At 43.5% G+C, this 18,004-nt stretch carries 16 protein-coding genes, 1 tRNA gene, 1 rRNA gene and 2 riboswitches; of the genes, 17 read left to right on the forward strand and 1 reads right to left on the reverse strand.

Annotation, left to right across the window (positions count from 1 at the left end):
• Positions 1 to 1,028: ribosomal RNA gene (locus tag HZC12_05195) — 16S ribosomal RNA — on the reverse strand; the annotation flags it as partial.
• Between the two features lie 180 nt (positions 1,029 to 1,208).
• Between HZC12_05195 and nadB the strand changes: the two genes are divergently transcribed.
• The 17 genes from nadB to HZC12_05280 form a co-directional block, all read left to right on the forward strand.
• Positions 1,209 to 2,843: an L-aspartate oxidase gene (gene nadB / locus HZC12_05200; protein MBI5026120.1), complete on the forward strand. Its 1,635-nt coding sequence runs from the start codon at positions 1,209 to 1,211 to the stop codon at positions 2,841 to 2,843.
• A 17-nt stretch (positions 2,844 to 2,860) separates the two neighbouring features.
• Positions 2,861 to 4,270 (forward strand): pyruvate kinase, encoded by a 1,410-nt coding sequence (gene pyk, locus HZC12_05205; protein ID MBI5026121.1) that lies wholly within the window; start codon positions 2,861 to 2,863, stop codon positions 4,268 to 4,270.
• Positions 4,271 to 4,299: 29 nt separating this feature from the next.
• Positions 4,300 to 4,510: riboswitch (cobalamin riboswitch) on the forward strand.
• Between the two features lie 164 nt (positions 4,511 to 4,674).
• Positions 4,675 to 5,268, forward strand: a complete 594-nt coding sequence (gene cobU, locus HZC12_05210; protein ID MBI5026122.1) for a bifunctional adenosylcobinamide kinase/adenosylcobinamide-phosphate guanylyltransferase — start codon at positions 4,675 to 4,677, stop codon at positions 5,266 to 5,268.
• Between the two features lie 99 nt (positions 5,269 to 5,367).
• Positions 5,368 to 6,420: a nicotinate-nucleotide--dimethylbenzimidazole phosphoribosyltransferase gene (gene cobT / locus HZC12_05215; protein ID MBI5026123.1), complete on the forward strand. Its 1,053-nt coding sequence runs from the start codon at positions 5,368 to 5,370 to the stop codon at positions 6,418 to 6,420.
• A gap of 30 nt (positions 6,421 to 6,450) precedes the next feature.
• Positions 6,451 to 7,257 (forward strand): adenosylcobinamide-GDP ribazoletransferase, encoded by an 807-nt coding sequence (gene cobS / locus HZC12_05220; GenBank protein ID MBI5026124.1) that lies wholly within the window; start codon positions 6,451 to 6,453, stop codon positions 7,255 to 7,257.
• Positions 7,236 to 7,829 carry a histidine phosphatase family protein gene (locus HZC12_05225; GenBank protein ID MBI5026125.1) on the forward strand — a complete coding sequence of 198 codons (594 nt, stop codon included), beginning with the start codon at positions 7,236 to 7,238 and terminating at the stop codon, positions 7,827 to 7,829. The genes cobS and HZC12_05225 overlap by 22 nt, the downstream gene beginning before the upstream one ends.
• Positions 7,814 to 9,319 (forward strand): cobyric acid synthase, encoded by a 1,506-nt coding sequence (locus tag HZC12_05230; protein MBI5026126.1) that lies wholly within the window; start codon positions 7,814 to 7,816, stop codon positions 9,317 to 9,319. The genes HZC12_05225 and HZC12_05230 overlap by 16 nt, the downstream gene beginning before the upstream one ends.
• A gap of 1 nt (position 9,320) precedes the next feature.
• Positions 9,321 to 10,352: a cobalamin biosynthesis protein CobD gene (gene cobD / locus HZC12_05235; protein MBI5026127.1), complete on the forward strand. Its 1,032-nt coding sequence runs from the start codon at positions 9,321 to 9,323 to the stop codon at positions 10,350 to 10,352.
• Complete coding sequence (locus tag HZC12_05240; protein ID MBI5026128.1) at positions 10,349 to 11,458, forward strand: threonine-phosphate decarboxylase; 1,110 nt, start codon at positions 10,349 to 10,351, stop codon at positions 11,456 to 11,458. Before cobD ends, HZC12_05240 begins: the two co-directional genes overlap by 4 nt.
• The gene (locus HZC12_05245; protein ID MBI5026129.1) at positions 11,451 to 12,881 is read left to right on the forward strand and encodes a cobyrinate a,c-diamide synthase; all 1,431 of its coding nucleotides are present in this window, start codon (positions 11,451 to 11,453) and stop codon (positions 12,879 to 12,881) included. Before HZC12_05240 ends, HZC12_05245 begins: the two co-directional genes overlap by 8 nt.
• A 245-nt stretch (positions 12,882 to 13,126) precedes the next feature.
• Positions 13,127 to 13,873 carry a precorrin-8X methylmutase gene (locus HZC12_05250; protein MBI5026130.1) on the forward strand — a complete coding sequence of 249 codons (747 nt, stop codon included), beginning with the start codon at positions 13,127 to 13,129 and terminating at the stop codon, positions 13,871 to 13,873.
• Between the two features lie 9 nt (positions 13,874 to 13,882).
• Positions 13,883 to 13,977: transfer RNA gene (locus HZC12_05255), tRNA-OTHER, on the forward strand.
• Between the two features lie 106 nt (positions 13,978 to 14,083).
• Positions 14,084 to 14,322: riboswitch (cobalamin riboswitch) on the forward strand.
• Between the two features lie 36 nt (positions 14,323 to 14,358).
• Positions 14,359 to 15,147, forward strand: coding sequence for a transporter (locus HZC12_05260; protein MBI5026131.1), 789 nt, complete (start codon positions 14,359 to 14,361; stop codon positions 15,145 to 15,147).
• A 9-nt stretch (positions 15,148 to 15,156) separates the two neighbouring features.
• Complete coding sequence (locus tag HZC12_05265; protein MBI5026132.1) at positions 15,157 to 15,930, forward strand: energy-coupling factor ABC transporter permease; 774 nt, start codon at positions 15,157 to 15,159, stop codon at positions 15,928 to 15,930.
• A 38-nt stretch (positions 15,931 to 15,968) separates the two neighbouring features.
• Positions 15,969 to 16,262 carry a cobalt transporter gene (locus HZC12_05270; GenBank protein MBI5026133.1) on the forward strand — a complete coding sequence of 98 codons (294 nt, stop codon included), beginning with the start codon at positions 15,969 to 15,971 and terminating at the stop codon, positions 16,260 to 16,262.
• 127 nt (positions 16,263 to 16,389) lie between these two features.
• A complete protein-coding gene (gene cbiQ / locus HZC12_05275; protein ID MBI5026134.1) occupies positions 16,390 to 17,157 on the forward strand; it encodes a cobalt ECF transporter T component CbiQ in 768 nt (255 codons plus the stop codon).
• A gap of 32 nt (positions 17,158 to 17,189) precedes the next feature.
• Positions 17,190 to 18,004: ATP-binding cassette domain-containing protein (locus HZC12_05280; protein MBI5026135.1), on the forward strand; the 815-nt coding region annotated here is incomplete at its 3' end.

The following is an 18,004-nucleotide window of genomic DNA, read 5'->3' on the forward strand; positions in this document are numbered from 1 at the left end:
CAGGTAAGGTTCTTCGCGTAGCGTCGAATTAAACCACATGCTCCACCGCTTGTGCGGGCCCCCGTCAATTCCTTTGAGTTTCAACCTTGCGGCCGTACTCCCCAGGCGGGGCATTTAATGGTTTCCCTTCGGCACATTACGATAACTCGTAATACACCTAATGCCCACCGTTTAGGGCGTGGACTACCAGGGTATCTAATCCTGTTTGCTCCCCACGCTTTCGCGCCTCAGCGTCAGTCATGGCCCAGAGAGCCACCTTCGTCACAGGCCTTCCTCCTGATATCTACGCATTTCACCGCTACACCAGGAATTCCGCCCTCCCCTGCCTGACTCAATCCCAACAGTTTCAGATGCATTTTCTCCGTTAAGCAGAAAAATTCCACATCTGACTTGTCAGAACGCCTACACGCCCTTTAAGCCCAGTAAATCCGAACAACGCTCGCCACCTCTGTCTTACCGCGGCTGCTGGCACAGAGTTAGCCGTGGCTTCTTCCTGAGGTACCATCATCCCGATTGCTCGGGACTTTTTCCCTCACGAAAGGAGTTTACAACCCGAAGGCCTTCTTCCCCCACGCGGCGTCGCTGCGTCAGGCTTTCGCCCATTGCGCAAAATTCCCCACTGCTGCCTCCCGTAGGAGTCTGGACCGTTTCTCAGTTCCAGTGTGGCCGTCCAACCTCTCAGTCCGGCTACCCGTCTTAGGCTTGGTGGGCCTTTACCCCACCAACTACCTGATAGGCCGCAGGCCCATCCTTAAGCGTCCCGATTGCTCGGGACTTTTACCACGAACATCCCAGTACGTGGTCTTATAGGGTATTAGTGCCGATTTCTCGGCATTATCCCCCTCTTAAGGGTAGGTTTCCTACGTGTTACTCACCCGTCCGCCACTGACCGATGCGAAGCATCGAAAAGAATAAGTCCTATAGGACTTATAAGACCTATTCCTCTCGGTGCTCCGCACCGGCCCGTCCGACTTGCATGTGTTAGGCACGCCGCCAGCGTTCGTTCTGAGCCAGGATCAAACTCTCAAAATGAATATAAGAGCCGTGCACTTTTTGTTTTCAAAGAACAACTATTAAAATTACCCTATTAACCAAAAATTTGTCAATACTACCGCAAACGCACTTTCCCTATCTCTATTTTGAGGGGAGACTGTTAACTCTTGCGCTACTTGATTTGACAACACCCTATAAATTCTTTATATTGCTTTATGAAGCAACAAATAAAGAAAACAGATTTTCTCGTAATCGGTGGCGGTGTAGCAGGCCTGAGGGCAGCTATAGAGTTAGCACCCCATGGCAGGGTTCTTGTCCTGACCAAAGACAGACCAACTGAAAGCAGTACAGAATATGCCCAGGGTGGAATTGCAGTTGCACTCAGCGATGAGGACGAAGTGGGCATTCATTACGAGGACACTCTAAAGGCAGGCGATGGGCTCTGTAAAAAAGAAGCAGTCAAGGTGCTTGTGGAAGAAGGCCCGGAAGTCATCCGTGAACTTATTTCATGGGGAGCCCAGTTCGATAAGGTTGGCAGTAAACTCGCTTTCACAAAGGAAGCTGCTCACTCAAGGCGAAGAATCCTCCATGCCCATGGCGATGCTACAGGCCGCGAGCTTGAAAGGGTTCTCATTGCCAAAGTTAAAACACTGCCAACCATCTCAAGATACGACTTTGCATTTACCCTTGATTTGATTGTAGAAGTCGGAGACTCGACTTTACGAGATGGACAATGTGTTGGTGCTTTTGTACTCAGGGGAGGCAAGCTCATCGCCATTTACTCAAAGGCCGTTGTCCTTGCAACTGGCGGCGCCGGGCAACTCTATTCAAGGACGACAAACCCGCCTATTGCCACAGGTGACGGAATGGCTATTGCTTACAGGGCAGGCGCTGTGCTTGAGGACATGGAGTTTGTTCAGTTCCATCCTACATGTCTTTATTTTCCATCTGCGCCTCAGTTTCTTCTGAGCGAGGCTATGCGAGGCGAAGGAGCAGTTTTAAAAAACATAAACAGAGAGCGTTTTATGCACAGGTATCATCCAATGGCAGAGCTTGCACCGAGGGACATCGTGGCAAGGGCCACAGTATCAGAAATGGTGAGGACAAAGGCAAAACATGTTTATCTCGACCTCACCCATCTCAGTGCCGATTTTATTAAAAAGCGTTTTCCGAGAATTTATTCCACATGCCTTCAATACGATATAGATATAACCGAGGACTTGATTCCTGTCTCCCCTGCGGCCCATTATGTGATGGGCGGGGTTAAGACCGACCTTAATGGAGCCACCAATATCAAAGGCCTATTTGCTGCTGGAGAGGTTGCATGCACGGGTGTCCATGGAGCAAACCGCCTTGCCAGCAACAGTCTACTTGAAGGACTTGTCTATGGCGCAAGGGCAGGAAAAGCCGCTGCCGATTATGTAAACAATTCAGGGAAGCAAAAACCCTCCCGTGTATCCTATGAATTGAGACCACCTTCAAAAGTGTTTGATGCTGAGAAGATAAGGAATTCCCTCAGGCGCCTTATGTGGGAAAAGGTTGGAATAATAAGATGCAAAGAATCCCTGAGCATCGCAAAGAAGCGTCTTGAGGAATGGGACTTTATCCTTAATGCGGATTTCCTCCAGAGGAGAGAGCTGGAACTAAAAAATATGCTCACTACCGCAAAAATCATAACAGAGGCAGCCCTCATGAGGGAAGGAAGCATAGGGGCACACTTCCGCTCAGATTTCAAAGAAAGGGGAGATGAAAGGCACATAAAATGGGTAAGCGGGGTGGAAGGCCCAATACCTCTTAGAAACTGTTCTAATGTTCAGGTATCAGAAATAAAGTTGGAGGGCAACAATTAATATTTGTGGAAAATACCATGCGCAAAGTTAAAATCGTCTGCACCATCGGGCCTTCAAGCAGCAGTAAAAGTACAATCCGCCAGCTCATAAAAGCAGGGATGAATGTTGCACGCCTGAATTTCTCTTACGGAACCCATGAATGGCATAAGAAGGTATTTGAGACCCTGAGGGAAGAGGCAGAAAAACATAATCACACAGTTGCCATTTTACAGGACCTGAGAGGATTAAAGATAAGGGTTGGTTCCCTCAAAGGCGGCTCGATCCTCCTCAGAAAAGACACGCCTGTTGTTATATCACCAAAAGATATAGAGGGCGATGAAAAGACAATACCAATATCGTATCCTTATATTATTAAGGATGCGCAACCAGGAGACAGAATCCTTATGGATGATGGACTTCTTCAACTAAAGGTCATCAAAAAATCTAAGGACGGCATCAAAGCAAGGGTTATTGAGGGCGGCCTTCTCAAAGAAAAAAAAGGAGTGAACCTTCCTGGAATCAGAATTTCAGCCTCCACCTTTACAGAAAAAGATAAGGAAGACCTTGCTTTTGGCCTCAGTATGGGTGTGGATTACATCGCTATGTCCTTTGTCCGTTCAAAAGAAGACATCGAACAGGTAAAGGGCTGGCTGAAAAGACATAACGCAACAGTGCCTGTAATTGCAAAAATAGAAAAACCTCAGGCCCTTGAGAACATAGATGGAATCCTCGATGCCTCGGATGGTCTGATGGTAGCGAGGGGAGACCTTGGTGTTGAAGTTTCTCCAGAAGAAGTACCAATCATACAGAAAGCCTTGATTCAAAAGGCCAACAGGGCAATGAAACCTGTAATTACAGCGACTCAGATGCTTGAGTCTATGACGGAACACATGAGGCCAACAAGGGCTGAGGCAACTGATGTTGCAAATGCAGTGCTTGACGGTACAGATGCACTTATGCTCTCTGCTGAAACCGCTACTGGTAAATACCCGATTGATGCTTTAAAGATGATGGACAGAATTATCCGCTACACAGAGGCAAAAGGGGAGAGCATTCAGAGTCCACTGCTCGCTACCACGGGAAAGTTTTCAGAAGCAGTGGCTGATACAGCTTGCAGGGCATCCGCAGATATAAAGGCAAAAGCCCTTGTTGCCTTCACACACTCAGGGTTTACAGCACTTCTTGCCTCAAAATTCAGACCCCCTGTGCCTGTGATAGCCTTTACCACAAGGGAGGATATCTGTAAAAGAATGGCTCTATATTGGGGAGTGATCCCTTATATAATGAAACCCCTGAGCAGCACTGATGAGATGTTCATTGAGGTTGAAAAGGCACTTTTAAAAAAGGGGCTTGCCAGGCGCGGGGACTCGATTGTGATAATAGCAAGCTCACCTCTTACCCTCGGAGGAAAAACAAATTTCATGAAGCTTCACAGGATTGAATTATAATTTAATTGACTTTTTATAAGGCCGATAGAGTATAATTTTTTACGTCAGGTACCCGAACCGGGTTTAAAAGGGAATCCCGTGAAAGACGGGAGCGGTCCCGCCGCTGTAATCCCGACTCTAACGCTGCAGTTAGAGTAAATGCTTTTACACTATAGTGTGCCACTGTCCCGAAGCTTGGGGATGGGAAGGCTGGTAAAAGTCGGGAGAGCCAGAAGACCTGCCTGAGAACGACAGTCGATAGTCATTAGTCAATAGTCAAAAGACATCGACTAAAGACTATTTAAATGCCTTCCCTCGGAGGAAGGTGGGGATGAAGTAAATCAGGGTGCAATCCTCAGAATCCTTGTTGGGTTCTGAGGATTTTTTATTTTAATGGGCATAATGACGAAGACAGAGGTAACTGTATGAAAGTCGCACCAAAAAAGAAAATAATTTTTATCACTGGCGGTACAAGAAACGGCAAGAGCGCATTTGCCCTTAAAGAGGCCTCAAAGGTCTCAGGCAAAAAGGCATACATTGCAACTGCAGAAGCACTCGATGAAGAGATGCGCCAGAGGATAGAAGAACATAAGCGTCAGAGGGGCGATAAGTGGATTACATACGAAGAGCCATTGAAGATTGCTGAGGTGATTAAAGAGATAGAAGGCAAATATAGCGTGATCATTATAGATTGCCTCACATTGTGGCTGTCAAATTTAATGCATACTGGTTTGAGTGTAACAGAGACGATTAATGCCCTTATAGACGTTTTAACGGATGTAGGGGCAGGGCTTGCCCTGCCCAATAAAAAATCGAATATATCAAAGGGCGGACCAATGCCCGCCCCTACAATATTTATTGTCTCAAACGAGGTTGGCATGGGCATTGTGCCTGACAATGATCTCGCAAGAAAGTTCAGGGACATGGCTGGTTTTTTTAATCAGAAGATTGCAAAGGTAGCGGACGAGGCGTATATGGTAATTGCAGGAATACCTTTAAAAATTAAAGGCCCAAAATAGTTCAATGTTGTTTAAATTTGTTCAAAATTGAATTTATTACTTGAACACTGTTGAACTATTTTGAACAATCTTGAACTAACTAAATATTTGGGAGGAGCTATGGAATTAGAAACAGTTTTATCGAGGATAACTTCTATTAACGGCAAATTTATTGAACAGGCCCAGAGCCATCTCGACAATCTCACAAAACCCCCCGGCAGCCTCGGGAGGCTTGAGGAGTTCGCAAAAAGGCTTGTAGCAATCGCAGAAAATGCTATGCCTGTGCTCGATAAAAAAGTCATATTTACTTTTGCTGGAGATCACGGTGTTGCAGAAGAGGGTGTATCAGCCTATCCGAAAGAGGTTACAAGGCAGATGGTATTCAATTTTCTTAATGGTGGCGCTGGAATAAATGTACTTGCGAGACATGCAGGGTCAGAGGTTGTGGTCGTGGACATCGGGGTTGATTATGATTTTGGCAATGTGGATGGCCTTGTTTTAAAAAAAGTCGTCATGGGGACAAGGAATATCAGAAAAGGGCCTGCCATGGCAAAACATGAGGCTATTAAATGCATTGATCTCGGTATCGAGCTTGCTAACGAATATGCAAAGAAGGGTTATAAGATCTTCGGGACAGGGGACATGGGCATTGCCAATACAACACCATCCTCTGCAATAGCAGCAGTGCTAACAGGCAGACCTGTAAGTGAGGTCACAGGGAGAGGCACAGGGATAGGGGATGATGTATTGAGAAATAAGATTAAGGTGATCGAGGATGCAATCTCTGTAAATAAACCTGCCCTGTCAGACCCTGTAGATGTGCTTTCAAAAGTTGGAGGCGCTGAGATTGGAGGCATTGCGGGCTTAATCATCGGCGCAGCTTCAAACAGGATTCCTGTTGTTATCGATGGGTTTATATCAACCGCAGGTGCGCTAATAGCATATTGTCTTGAGCCAAAGACTAAGGATTATATGTTTGCAGCTCACAATTCAGTTGAGATAGGCCATAAAGCAATGCTTGAGAAGATTGGATTAAGGCCAATTCTTGACCTTGATTTAAGGCTCGGCGAAGGCACGGGCGCTGCCCTCGCAATGCTCATAGTTGAGGCAGGGCTGAAGATATACAGGGAGATGGCGACATTCGGAGAGGCAGGGGTATCAGAAAAAGTTTAAAGTTTATAGTTTATAGTTAAGAGTTAAAAAATGAAAAGTATATTAACCGCATTTCAATTTCTAACGATAATACCAGTCAAGAACAGTATGGCTGTTGATAAGGACGATATTGCAAAAAGCTCATCTGCCTTTGTCATAGTTGGTTTTTTCCAGGGCATATTGCTTATAGCTACAGACTATATTTCTGGCCTGGTCTTTCACCCCGACCTTGTTACAGGGATAATCCTGCTTGTACTTGTTCTGTCCAATGGCGGTTTTCACCTCGATGGACTTGCTGACACCTTTGATGCTATCGCAATTAAATCAAGCGGAGATAGCGAAAAAGACAGAGAAAAGAGACTCGCAGTAATGAAGGATAGCACAATAGGGCCCATCGGTGTAATAGCAATAGTCTTTGCACTGGCTATAAAATATCTCTCTTTGAAGAATCTATCTCATTTTCCATTGTTCGCTTACTATTCATCTCTTCTCCTGATGCCGGTGCTGCCAAAATGGACCATGGGCATATCAATGTTTCATGGCAAGCCATCGAGAGAAGAAGGGCTTGGAAGGATTTTCATAAATCGAATCAGCCTTAAAGAAATTGCAATTTCTACCCTGATACTTTTCCTATTAATAATGTTGTTGCAGATATTGTTCATCCGTTATACGCCGGATAGTCAGTATGTCTTTTATGCAGTTTTACTGGTAACAATGTATTTTTTCTGTCTCGCATGGGTCAGTTTCTTCAATAGAAAATTTGGCGGACTTAACGGAGATACACTCGGTGCAATCAGTGAGGTTACAGAAATATTTTTCTTATTACTGGTATTGGCATGGTCACAACTCTTTATTTAATAAGACACGGACAGATCCTCAACCATAACGAGTGGAGATTCACAGGACACCTGGATATCGAAATGGATGAGACAGGTATCAGCCAGTTTTATGCAATAGCGGATTGCCTATCAAGATATGACATCAGGGCTGTTTACTCGAGTGATTTAAGGCGTTCTTTAAAGGGCGCAGAACTAATTGCAAACAAATTGAATATCAGCTCATTTATTAACCCTTCCTTCAGAGAGCTTTCTTTCGGAAAATGGGAAGGGTTGAAAGCAGAGGAGATCCCAGAGCCCATACCTGAGGATTTAACTGATTTCAGATTTGGTGGAGGAGAGACAATCAGAGAGCTTCAACAACGTGTTATTCCTGCTCTGAAGGATATCATATCAAGGCACAAAGGCGAGGAGATAACGCTCGTTGGCCACGGCGGCGTAAACAGGATCATTTTACTTGATGCCCTCGGTGTGGAACCGAAGAACTTTTACAGGATAAAGCAGGAATATGGATGCCTGAATATCATCGAGTATGCTGAAAATGGATTTGCATCTGTAAGATTGATTAATGGAGGGCCATGTCCAAGGCATTAATGATACAGGGGACTGGATCCGGTGTAGGAAAGAGCCTTATTGTTGCAGGTCTCTGCAGGATATTCAGGGATATGGGAATTAATGTCGCACCTTTCAAGGCACAGAACATGGCACTGAACTCTTTCGTAACAAAAGATGGCGGCGAGATTGGGCGTGCACAGGCACTTCAGGCAGAGGCAGCGAGGATAGAGCCATCAGTGGATATGAACCCTATACTCCTTAAGGCATCTGGTGATTCTGGCTGTCAGGTGATTTTAAATGGCAGGGTTCATTCGAACATGAAGGCTCAGGAATACTATGCATTCAAGAATGAGGCATGGATGGCTGTAACTCAGGCATATGAGAGATTATCAAAGAGATATGACCTCATCATTGTTGAGGGTGCCGGAAGCCCTGCCGAGATAAATCTCAGCGATGATGAAGTAGTCAATATGAGGGTTGCCCGTTATACAAACGCGCCTGTAATTCTTGTTGGAGATATTGATAAGGGAGGAGTCTTCGCATCCTTTTACGGAACTATCGGCCTCCTCGATGGTGATGCTGATTATATAAAGGCATTTATTGTCAATAAATTCCGCGGTGACATGGAAATCCTGAGACCAGGACTTACTATGATATATGAAAAAACAGGCAGGCCTGTAATCGGTGTAGTTCCCTATGTGGGAGAACTCTGGCTTCATGAAGAAGACGGGCTGTCACTTCAAAATGCAAACTTCAAAATGCAAACTTCAAAATGCAAGACTATAAAAATTGTTGTAGTGAGGGTACAGCATATATCCAACTTCACTGACTTTGATCCCTTTATATACGAGCCTGATGTTGAACTGGTCTACTCACTAAGGGAAGATGATATTGAGAATACAGACCTCGTCATAATCCCTGGTTCAAAGAACACTGTAAAAGATCTCCTCTTCCTCCGAGAAAGTGGGATAGAAGAAAGCATAAAACGTGCTGCAAAAAAGGGCATCCCGCTTATTGGTATCTGTGGCGGCTATCAGATGCTCGGTGAAAGGATATACGACCCCTACGGTATTGAAAGTTCCATCGAGGAAATCAAAGGCCTTGGGCTCCTAAACATAGAGACGATTTTTGAGAGGGTCAAAACGACATGCCAGGTGGAGGCAACATTAGTTAAGAGTTCAGAGTTAGGAGTTCAGAGCGAAGATACCTTAAAGGGCTATGAAATTCATATGGGAATAAGTAAAGGTGGAACTGGTTTATTCAGACTAAAAAGAATTTCATCAAACTCGTCACTGATACTGGACGGTTCAATAAAGGGAAACTGCTGGGGGACTTATATCCATGGGATATTTGACAATGACCAATTCAGGCGGGCTCTCATAAATTCTATCAGGATAAAGAAAGGATTAATGCCCATAGAAGAAATTGTGAACTATTCAAAGTTAAGGGACGATGCCCTCAATAAATGGGCAGAAATCTTAAGGGGAACTATAGATATGAAATTTATAGATGGCCTGATAAAGGGTTGATATGGTTGAGACTGCTCAGGACATTTATTCTCTGCTCTCTAACCCATACGCATTATTGATACTCGCATTCATACTTGACTTATGCATCGGCGATCCAAAATGGCTTCCACATCCTGTGAGGATTATGGGATGGGCTATTAGTAAAACAGAGAAAATCCTGAGAAAGTGGGGGGTGGGGAAAAAAAAGTGGGAAGTAATTGAGAAATTTAAAGGTATTCTTCTGGTAGTTATAATTGTTTGTGTCACCCTCTGGCTAACATGGTTTATAACTTATTTTTTATTACTCATGAATACTTCTTACTTCCTGCTTCTTACTTCCTATTTGCTACTTGTTTATCTCATATCAACCACAATCTCTGTAAAGGGTCTTATAGATTCAGCAGGGCTTGTTATAGGGTCTCTAAGGGATAAAGATCTTTTGGGTGCAAGGACGAGATTAAGCAATATAGTAGGCCGCGATACAGATAGCCTCGATGAAAAGAGTATTCTAAAGGCAACGGTCGAGAGCCTTGCAGAGAATGCCTCTGACGGGATAATTGCACCCCTTTTTTATTTCGCAATTGGAGGACTTCCTCTTGCAATGACATATAAGGCAATAAACACAATGGATTCAATGGTTGGATATAAGAATGATAAATATAGGCATTTTGGCTGGGCAGCGGCAAGGCTCGATGATGTTGCCAATTATATACCTGCAAGAATAACAGGTATATTGATTGTTATGGCATCATCTATCCTCAACTGGTCACTGGTCACTGGTCACTGGTCACTAAAAATTATGTTCCGCGATGGCAGAAACCACCCAAGTCCCAATAGTGGTGTTCCAGAGGCTGCCATTGCAGGGTCACTGGGTGTAAGGCTTGGTGGTCCATCAAAATACGCAGGAGTTACAGTGGATAAGTCTTTTATAGGGATGGAACGGGTAAAGGATTATTTATCTGCATCTGAAGAAGCAATAAACATAGTAAGAGTTGCATCCCTGTTAGCCCTTTGGATTGCAATGGTCATCTTATATGTAAGGGGGTTAACATGAGGTCCTCAGATCTTCACGGTGGCAACATATATAAGTTCGCAGAAGAGCTTGGCATAGACGAAAGAAAGATAATGGACTTTAGCGCATCCATAAATCCACTCGGAGTATCGAAAAATGCAAAGGCAGAGATACGGAATCACATGAAATATCTCCATAATTACCCTGACCCCGATGCAAAGAAGCTTAGATTACAGATCGCAAAACATCACAATATAGAACCTGAATCGATTATATGCGGCAATGGCAGCACCGAGTTGATATATCTTGTCGTAAGGGCGATAAGGCCTGAAAGGGTTCTTATACCTGCACCGACTTTTTCTGAATATGAAAGGGCATGCAAAGCCAGTGACGAGTTACGAGTGACGAGTTGCGAGTTAAAAAAGGAAAATAATTTTGACATAGACCCTGACGAATTCATTAACGCAATGGTGAAACTCCATCACTCCATCACTCCTATGGCATTCTTGTGCAACCCCAATAACCCAACAGGAAGATTATTGAAAAAAGATGGCCTTATGAAAATAACAGAGGCAGCCAAGGAATTAAAATGTACGCTCATAATTGATGAGGCGTTTATAGACTTTTGCCCTGAAGATTCTTTAATAAATGAAGTTCAGAATAATCCTTATCTCATTGTCTTAAGGTCAATGACAAAGTTTTATGCCCTTTCTGGTTTGAGGATTGGATACGGTGTATTTCCGCAACATTTAATAGAGATATTAAAGAAGTATAAAGAGCCATGGACTGTAAACAGCCTTGCACAGATGGCAGCAGTGATAGCACTTAAGGACAGGATATACAGAGATGAGACATTCAGACTGATACAGGTAGAGAAAAAATTCCTTGAAAAGGGTTTCAAGAAATTGGGGATAGGGTTTTCTCCTTCCGATGCTAATTTCTATCTGCTGAAGATAGATAATGCACGAGAGATATACGACAGGTTGAAAATGAAGGGTATCCTTGTGAGGGATTGCTCTAACTTCAAAGGGCTTGACAGCAGATACATCAGGGTTGCTGTAAAATCACACAAAGATAATATGACATTAATAAAAGAACTATCCAGACTATTAAGCAGTTCAGATAATTCAAGAGGTTTAAATGTGTAAAGGGTTATTAATAGCTGGAACCCATAGCGGATGTGGTAAGACGACTATAACTATCGGGATTCTCGCGGCATTAAAAAAGAGAGGATTTAATGTCCAACCCTTTAAGGCGGGACCTGATTTCATTGACCCGGGACTTCACAGGCTTATTACTGGAAGCCCTTCAAGGAACCTCGATATATGGATGTGCGGGAAGGACTATGTAGTTGAGTGTTTTTACAAAAATACTAAGGAAGCAGATATAGCTATCGTTGAAGGTGTGATGGGGCTTTTTGATGGAGGAGATGCATCTACTGCGGCGGTGGCAAAGACTTTAGGGCTTCCTGTATTGCTCATAGTTGATGCCCATTCGATGGGAGAAAGCGTTGCTGCTTTAGTAAAAGGCTTTGCGACCTTTGACCAGAGAATTAATATCGCTGGCGTTATCTTTAACAGAGTTGCTGGTGAAAGGCACCTTGGGATGCTCTCGGATGCAATAAAGGAATACACCAATGTAAAAGTGCTTGGATATCTGCCTAAACAGACTGAGTTTTCAATCCCTGAAAGACATCTGGGACTTGTGGTGGCAGAGGAAAGACCTATTACCTATGAAAACATACAGAGGCTTGCAGGCGCGGTGCTAAAGTATATAGATGTCGATAGGATTGTCGAAATCAGTAGACAGTCTGCGGAAGAAGGTATACTACAAACAGCAAACTCGTCACCCGTCACTCGTCACTCGTCACTTAATATTGCCATTGCCTATGATAAGGCATTCTGCTTTTATTATGAGGATAATCTCGACCTTTTGAAGGAGGCAGGGGCAGAGATTATCGCATTCAGCCCACTTTCAGATACAAAGATTCCAGACAATGTAGATGCCATCTATATTGGTGGTGGTTACCCAGAGCTTTATGCCCATGCCCTTAGCAGAAATGAATCAATGCTAAAAGCTATACACACATGGGCTTTATCTGGGAAGCCACTTTATGCTGAATGTGGAGGTCTGATGTATCTCTCAAAAGGGATTTATGACTTTGATGGGAACTTCTACAGGATGGCGCAGGTATTTCCTTTTGAGACAGCTATGAAAAAAGGAAGGGTGAATCTTGGTTATAGAGAGATTCAATTAAAAGAAGATTGTACCATGGGCAAAAGGGGGGATAGGTTGAGAGGACATGAGTTTCATTATTCGGAGATAATTGAGAAGACGGAAGATAAGAAGATAAGAAGTTTGGAAGAGGGGAAAAGGATAGCAGTTAAAAGCGCTTCAATTTCTCAACTTCTCAACTTCTCAACTTCTTATTCTGTGAAGGATAGAAGAGGTCAGGATATTTATAATGAAGGCTACAGGTTTAAAAACACCCTCGCAAGTTATGTGCATATACATTTTGGCTCAAACCCCGATATGGCTAATAACTTTATAAAGCTCTCTATGGAGACATAATGGACGCAATACTACTTTTAGGACACGGAAGCAGGCTAACAGAAGCAAACAAAACACTTAAACATATGGCTTATATGGTAAAGGAGATGGGGGATATACCTTTTGTAGAGGTAGCGTTTTTGCAGTTTGGGAGACCTGATTTTTTTGAGGGTGTTTCTGCCTGCGTTTCAAAAGGCGCTAAAAAGGTAATCATACACCCTTATTTTCTCTATAGAGGAAGACACTTTGAGGAAGACATTACAGAAATGATTAATGAAGCACAGAAGAAATATAGCGACATTGAGTTTGTCCTTACCGAACCCCTTGGCGTGCATGAAAACATTGCAAAGGTCGTCCTTGAAAGGTCAAGGAAAGACATCAAAGAGGTTAAGATACTCAAACCTCACGAGATAGAGGAGAAAAGCTTTGAGATAATCACAGAGGAGCTTGGAGAGACAGGCTTCAGGGATATTGAACTGCCCATCGTAAAAAGGGTTATACATGCTACAGGAGATTTTGATTTCGCCAAAAATATGCGTTTCCATCCAGAGGCCGTGGAGGCAGGAAAAAGAGCAATAAAAAATGGAATGAACATCCTCGTTGATGTCCACATGGTGGAGGCAGGGATAAATAAAATGGCACTTGAAAGATGCGGTGGCAGGGTTATATGTAATATTCAAAATACACCTCCCGAACTCCGAACTCCGAACTCCGAACTAAACATGACAAGGGCTGAGATGGGAATCGAGATGGCATTAAAAGAGAATAACAGCATTGGTATCATAGCGATAGGAAATGCACCTACCGCACTCTACAGGACAATGAAACTCATACGGAATGAGGGTTGCAAGCCTGAGCTTGTAATCGGTGTGCCTGTCGGCTTTGTCAGGGCTGTTGAGTCAAAAGAGGTTCTCTTACATATGAAGTATCCATTTATAACATCATTGGGAAGAAAGGGTGGAAGCCCTGTAGCAGCGGCAATTGTAAATGCACTATTAAAGATGGTGTGTTGAACAAAGATTGAGGGGCAAGGGACTGGTGTCCTGCCTGGTCTGCAAAACCAGATATAGGAGGCCAAAACTTCCTATGTGGGTTCGATTCCCACTACCCCTCTCCAAAATTTTTAAACGCAAAAATGACGGAAGGAGATGGTAACTATGAAGTAAGAAGTGAGAAGTAAGAAGTGAAGTAAGAAAAAAATGTAAATCATGGAATGACGAAGCGGAAAGGGGTGAAAATCCCCTGCTGTCACGCAGCCGTGACAGGAACGAAAGCCCAGTAAACTTAGTCAATAGTCAAAAGGCGATAGTCGAGAGTCAAAGATTTAAGATTTTGAAATAAAGACTCACGACTAATTTAGTGCCACTGTCCCGATAGATCGGGATGGGAAGGTGGGTGAGTAGAAAGGTATAGCAAAAAAAACGAAATTTTTGGGTGCTAAAAATGCCTGAAGCCGGAAGACCTCTCATTCCAAAAACCTCGATGAAAAGGAGAAAATATGTTGAAAAGAATTTTATTATCGGCGGTGATCACTATTTTTATGGCAGGAACAAGTTATGCCCTTCACCCCCTCGTAACCGAGGACACAGGGGTGCAGGGAAAGGGCAAGACAGAGATAGAGATGGGATTTGAGCGTTCACGGGAGGCAGAAGACGGGACAACACAGAAAACCTCTACAGTAACAGCAACCATAGCATATGGACTAACCGACAGCATGGATTTAATACTCGGTATTCCGTATCAGTACCTAAGGACAAAGACAGATGAAACTGGTGAGTCCCCTGCAACTTCAACATCAGAGGACGGAATATCTGATACGGTTTTGGAACTGAAATGGAAGTTTTACGACAATGAGGACAGTGGATTAAGCCTTGCCTTAAAACCGAGCATTACCCTTCCGGCAGGCAGCAAAAGAAGAGGACTCGGAAACGGAAGGACTACCTATGGACTGTTTTTTGTAGCCACACAGGAACTAAAGCCTGTAACACTGCATTTCAATGCCATGTACAAAAGGAATGACAACAGCAAGGAGCCCAGAGACAGGGTAAACCTTTGGCATGTATCCCTTGCTTCCGAATATGAAGTTGTAGAGAAACTCAGGCTGGTGGCAAATATAGGCATGGATAGAAACCCCAGCACGACATCAAAGGTAGACCCCGCATTTGTGCTGGGAGGTCTGGTGTATTCTATATCCGAGAATTTGGATCTCGATATAGGTTACAAACACGGACTTAACAAGCCTGCAACTGATTCTTCAGTGCTTGCGGGAATAACATACAGGTTTTAGGGAGGCAATATGAAATTTCAAATTTCAAATTTCAAAGTTCAAAATTATTTTATTTTTGTTCTCTCACTTGTCACTTGTCACTTGTCACTTGTCACTGATGCCCATGCCATGCATATCTCAGAGGGGATATTGCCATTTAACTGGGCATTGTTCTGGTCTGTTATAGCTGTCCCCTTTGTGGCATGGGGATTGTACAGGCTTAAGAAGCTCTCCTCCGTTGACCTTTCGTTCAAACCACTCGTGGGACTGATGGCAGCGGTGGTATTTATAATCTCATGCATGCCCATACCAGTGCCTACAGCAGGTACATGCTCACATCCATGCGGCACAGGAATATCAGGGATACTCGTAGGACCTGCTATCAGCATATTGATTACAGCAGTTGCGCTTCTCATTCAGGCGCTTTTTCTTGCACATGGTGGGTTAAGCACATGGGGAGCAGATATAGTATCCATGGGCGTGATGGGCTCATTCGCTGGTTTCCTGACATTCAAGCTATTGCGCTCTATGAAAATAAACATGGCAATTGCAGGTTTCATGGCAGGGTTATTTGCTGACTGGGCAACATATCTTACAACATCTGTTGAGCTTGCTTCGGGTATAAGGGGTGATTCGCCTTTTATGCCGCTCTTTTGGAAAATAGCGGTTGCCTTTATACCAACGCAGCTTCCATTGGGAATACTTGAGGGGGCAATGACTGCTGGGATGGTTACACTCCTTTATAAAAAGCGTCCTGACCTGCTTGTAAAGATGCGGGTGATCAAAGCAGAGGAGGCGATATGAAATTTCAAATTTCAAAGTTAAAAGTTAAAAGTTGTGGAATATTTTTTCTGACAATTTTTGCGCTATTCACTGTTCACTATTCACTATTCACTGACACTACTGCCTCTGAGAAATGGCCTGGTGTGGATGAAACTGTTGTCGAAAAGTTCGCAAAGGAGCATGGGAGGGAGGCTAAAGAGCCGTTTATAAATACAGATCAAGGCGACCTGCTCCTTTTTGTCTTCCTCATTGCAGGTACAGTTGGTGGATTTATCGGCGGATATTACTGGAGGATACTTATGGTTGAAAGAGCGCCAAAAATCAGGAGGGATGAGCAGAAAATTACGGGCTGAAAAAAATTAAGTTTAAATCCCCCTCACCCTAACCCTCTCCCACAAGGGGAGAGGAAACTAAAAAATCCCCTCCCTTGATGGGAGGGGATAAAGGGGAGGGTGAAAACAACAGAAGGTGGAAACAACGATGGAACTATTTTCAGAATACTTTAAAAAAGAACATATTCTCTCAAAAATTGATGCAAGAGTAAAAATCCTTGTTTCCCTAATTATGCTTGCAATGGTCTTAAGTTATAAAGGCTTTGTCCTTCCATTGCTTGTGACATTGCTCTGCCTCTTTTTCTGCATTAAGATGAGGGTACCATTAAAGGTCTTTATTCTCAGGTTTTCAGAACCCATCTTTATTGCATCCATAGTACTCCTCCTGAAATTCTTTTTCTCAGGAAAGGATATTATATTTTCTATTTCACTTCCTACTTCTCACTTCTCACTTCTCACTGTAACAGGATATAAAGACGGACTTATGGACGGCTTGATGATTGCAAGCAGGATTATAAGTGCAGTGTCCATTGTCGCTGTATTGGGATTTTCCACGCCTTTTACAGATATCATAGCAGGGCTGTCGTGGTTTAGAGTACCGAAGGGTTTTATAGAGATATTAATGTTTGCATACAGATATATCTTTGTGCTCCTTGAGGACGCAATGGTTATTTACAATGCACAGAAAAACAGGCTCGGCTATTCAAGCATCAAAAGGGGATTAAGCTCTTTCGGCACATTGGCAGGCTCTCTTGTAATCAAGGCATTTGAGCACAGCCAGAACATTACAGTAGCAATGGTTCAGAGAGGCTATGATGGCAATATCCATATGTTAAAACACAAGCCCTTCAAATCATCCGAGATTATTATCTCGGTTTTAGTTATAACCGCAATGGGATTTGTATGGAAGATATAAAAAGCAGTCAGCAGTCAGCAGTCAGTAGTCAGATAAGACTATCTGTAAATATTCACTCCTTTAAATATCCTGACGGGACGGTAGCCCTGTCTGATATAAACCTCGGGATAAAAAAAGGTGAATTCATCGGTATACTGGGCTCAAATGGCTCAGGCAAGACAAGCATTCTTAAAGTAATGGACGGCCTTCTCAAGGGATTTGACGGCAGTGTGTATCTTGATGGAACTGATATAAAAAGGCTCACTCCAAAACAGATATATAAAAAGATCGGTCTTGTCTTTCAGAATCCTGATGATCAGCTATTTGCGCCAACGCTCTTTGAGGATGTTGCATTTGGGCCTATAAATATGGGGCTTGACACTGGAGATGTTGAAAGAAGGGTATTAAGTGCCCTAAATGAGGTTGAACTAACAGGCCTTCAAAAGAAATCTGTCCATAACCTGAGTTTTGGACAGAGGAAAAGGGCGTGCATCGCAGGGCTTTTAGCCATGGGCCATGAAATCTTACTGCTTGATGAACCAACAGCAGGATTAGACCCAATGGGCGAGTATAAGATGATGAAACTTTTGAGAAGGCTCAATAAAGAAAATAGTGTGACCATAGTTATGGCAACACACAGCGTCGACCTCGTCCCATTATTTCTTGACAGGCTTTATATATTAAGCAAGGGCAGTATTGTTAGAAGCGGTATCCCTGAGGATGTTTTTACAGCACCTGACGATATGTCAAATGTTAAACTCAGGCTTCCTCAGATTGCGGAACTTATTTACAAACTAAAGCATGAAGATAATATCCCTTTCGAAAAAATCCCGCTCACTATTGGCGCGGCAAGAAGGGAGATAATAAA

The organism is Nitrospirota bacterium, assembly GCA_016214385.1.
GTDB lineage: Bacteria > Nitrospirota > Thermodesulfovibrionia > UBA6902 > JACROP01 > JACROP01.

Bases quoted from the DNA above. Each gene is read 5' to 3' on its own strand.
- nadB (MBI5026120.1), top strand. From the start codon at position 1,209: ATGAAGCAACAAATAAAGAAAACAGATTTTCTCGTAATCGGTGGCGGT.
- pyk (MBI5026121.1), top strand. From the start codon at position 2,861: ATGCGCAAAGTTAAAATCGTCTGCACCATCGGGCCTTCAAGCAGCAGT.
- cobU (MBI5026122.1), top strand. From the start codon at position 4,675: ATGAAAGTCGCACCAAAAAAGAAAATAATTTTTATCACTGGCGGTACA.
- cobT (MBI5026123.1), top strand. From the start codon at position 5,368: ATGGAATTAGAAACAGTTTTATCGAGGATAACTTCTATTAACGGCAAA.
- cobS (MBI5026124.1), top strand. From the start codon at position 6,451: ATGAAAAGTATATTAACCGCATTTCAATTTCTAACGATAATACCAGTC.
- HZC12_05225 (MBI5026125.1), top strand. From the start codon at position 7,236: ATGGTCACAACTCTTTATTTAATAAGACACGGACAGATCCTCAACCAT.
- HZC12_05230 (MBI5026126.1), top strand. From the start codon at position 7,814: ATGTCCAAGGCATTAATGATACAGGGGACTGGATCCGGTGTAGGAAAG.
- cobD (MBI5026127.1), top strand. From the start codon at position 9,321: ATGGTTGAGACTGCTCAGGACATTTATTCTCTGCTCTCTAACCCATAC.
- HZC12_05240 (MBI5026128.1), top strand. From the start codon at position 10,349: ATGAGGTCCTCAGATCTTCACGGTGGCAACATATATAAGTTCGCAGAA.
- HZC12_05245 (MBI5026129.1), top strand. From the start codon at position 11,451: ATGTGTAAAGGGTTATTAATAGCTGGAACCCATAGCGGATGTGGTAAG.
- HZC12_05250 (MBI5026130.1), top strand. From the start codon at position 13,127: ATGATTAATGAAGCACAGAAGAAATATAGCGACATTGAGTTTGTCCTT.
- HZC12_05260 (MBI5026131.1), top strand. From the start codon at position 14,359: ATGTTGAAAAGAATTTTATTATCGGCGGTGATCACTATTTTTATGGCA.
- HZC12_05265 (MBI5026132.1), top strand. From the start codon at position 15,157: ATGAAATTTCAAATTTCAAATTTCAAAGTTCAAAATTATTTTATTTTT.
- cbiQ (MBI5026134.1), top strand. From the start codon at position 16,390: ATGGAACTATTTTCAGAATACTTTAAAAAAGAACATATTCTCTCAAAA.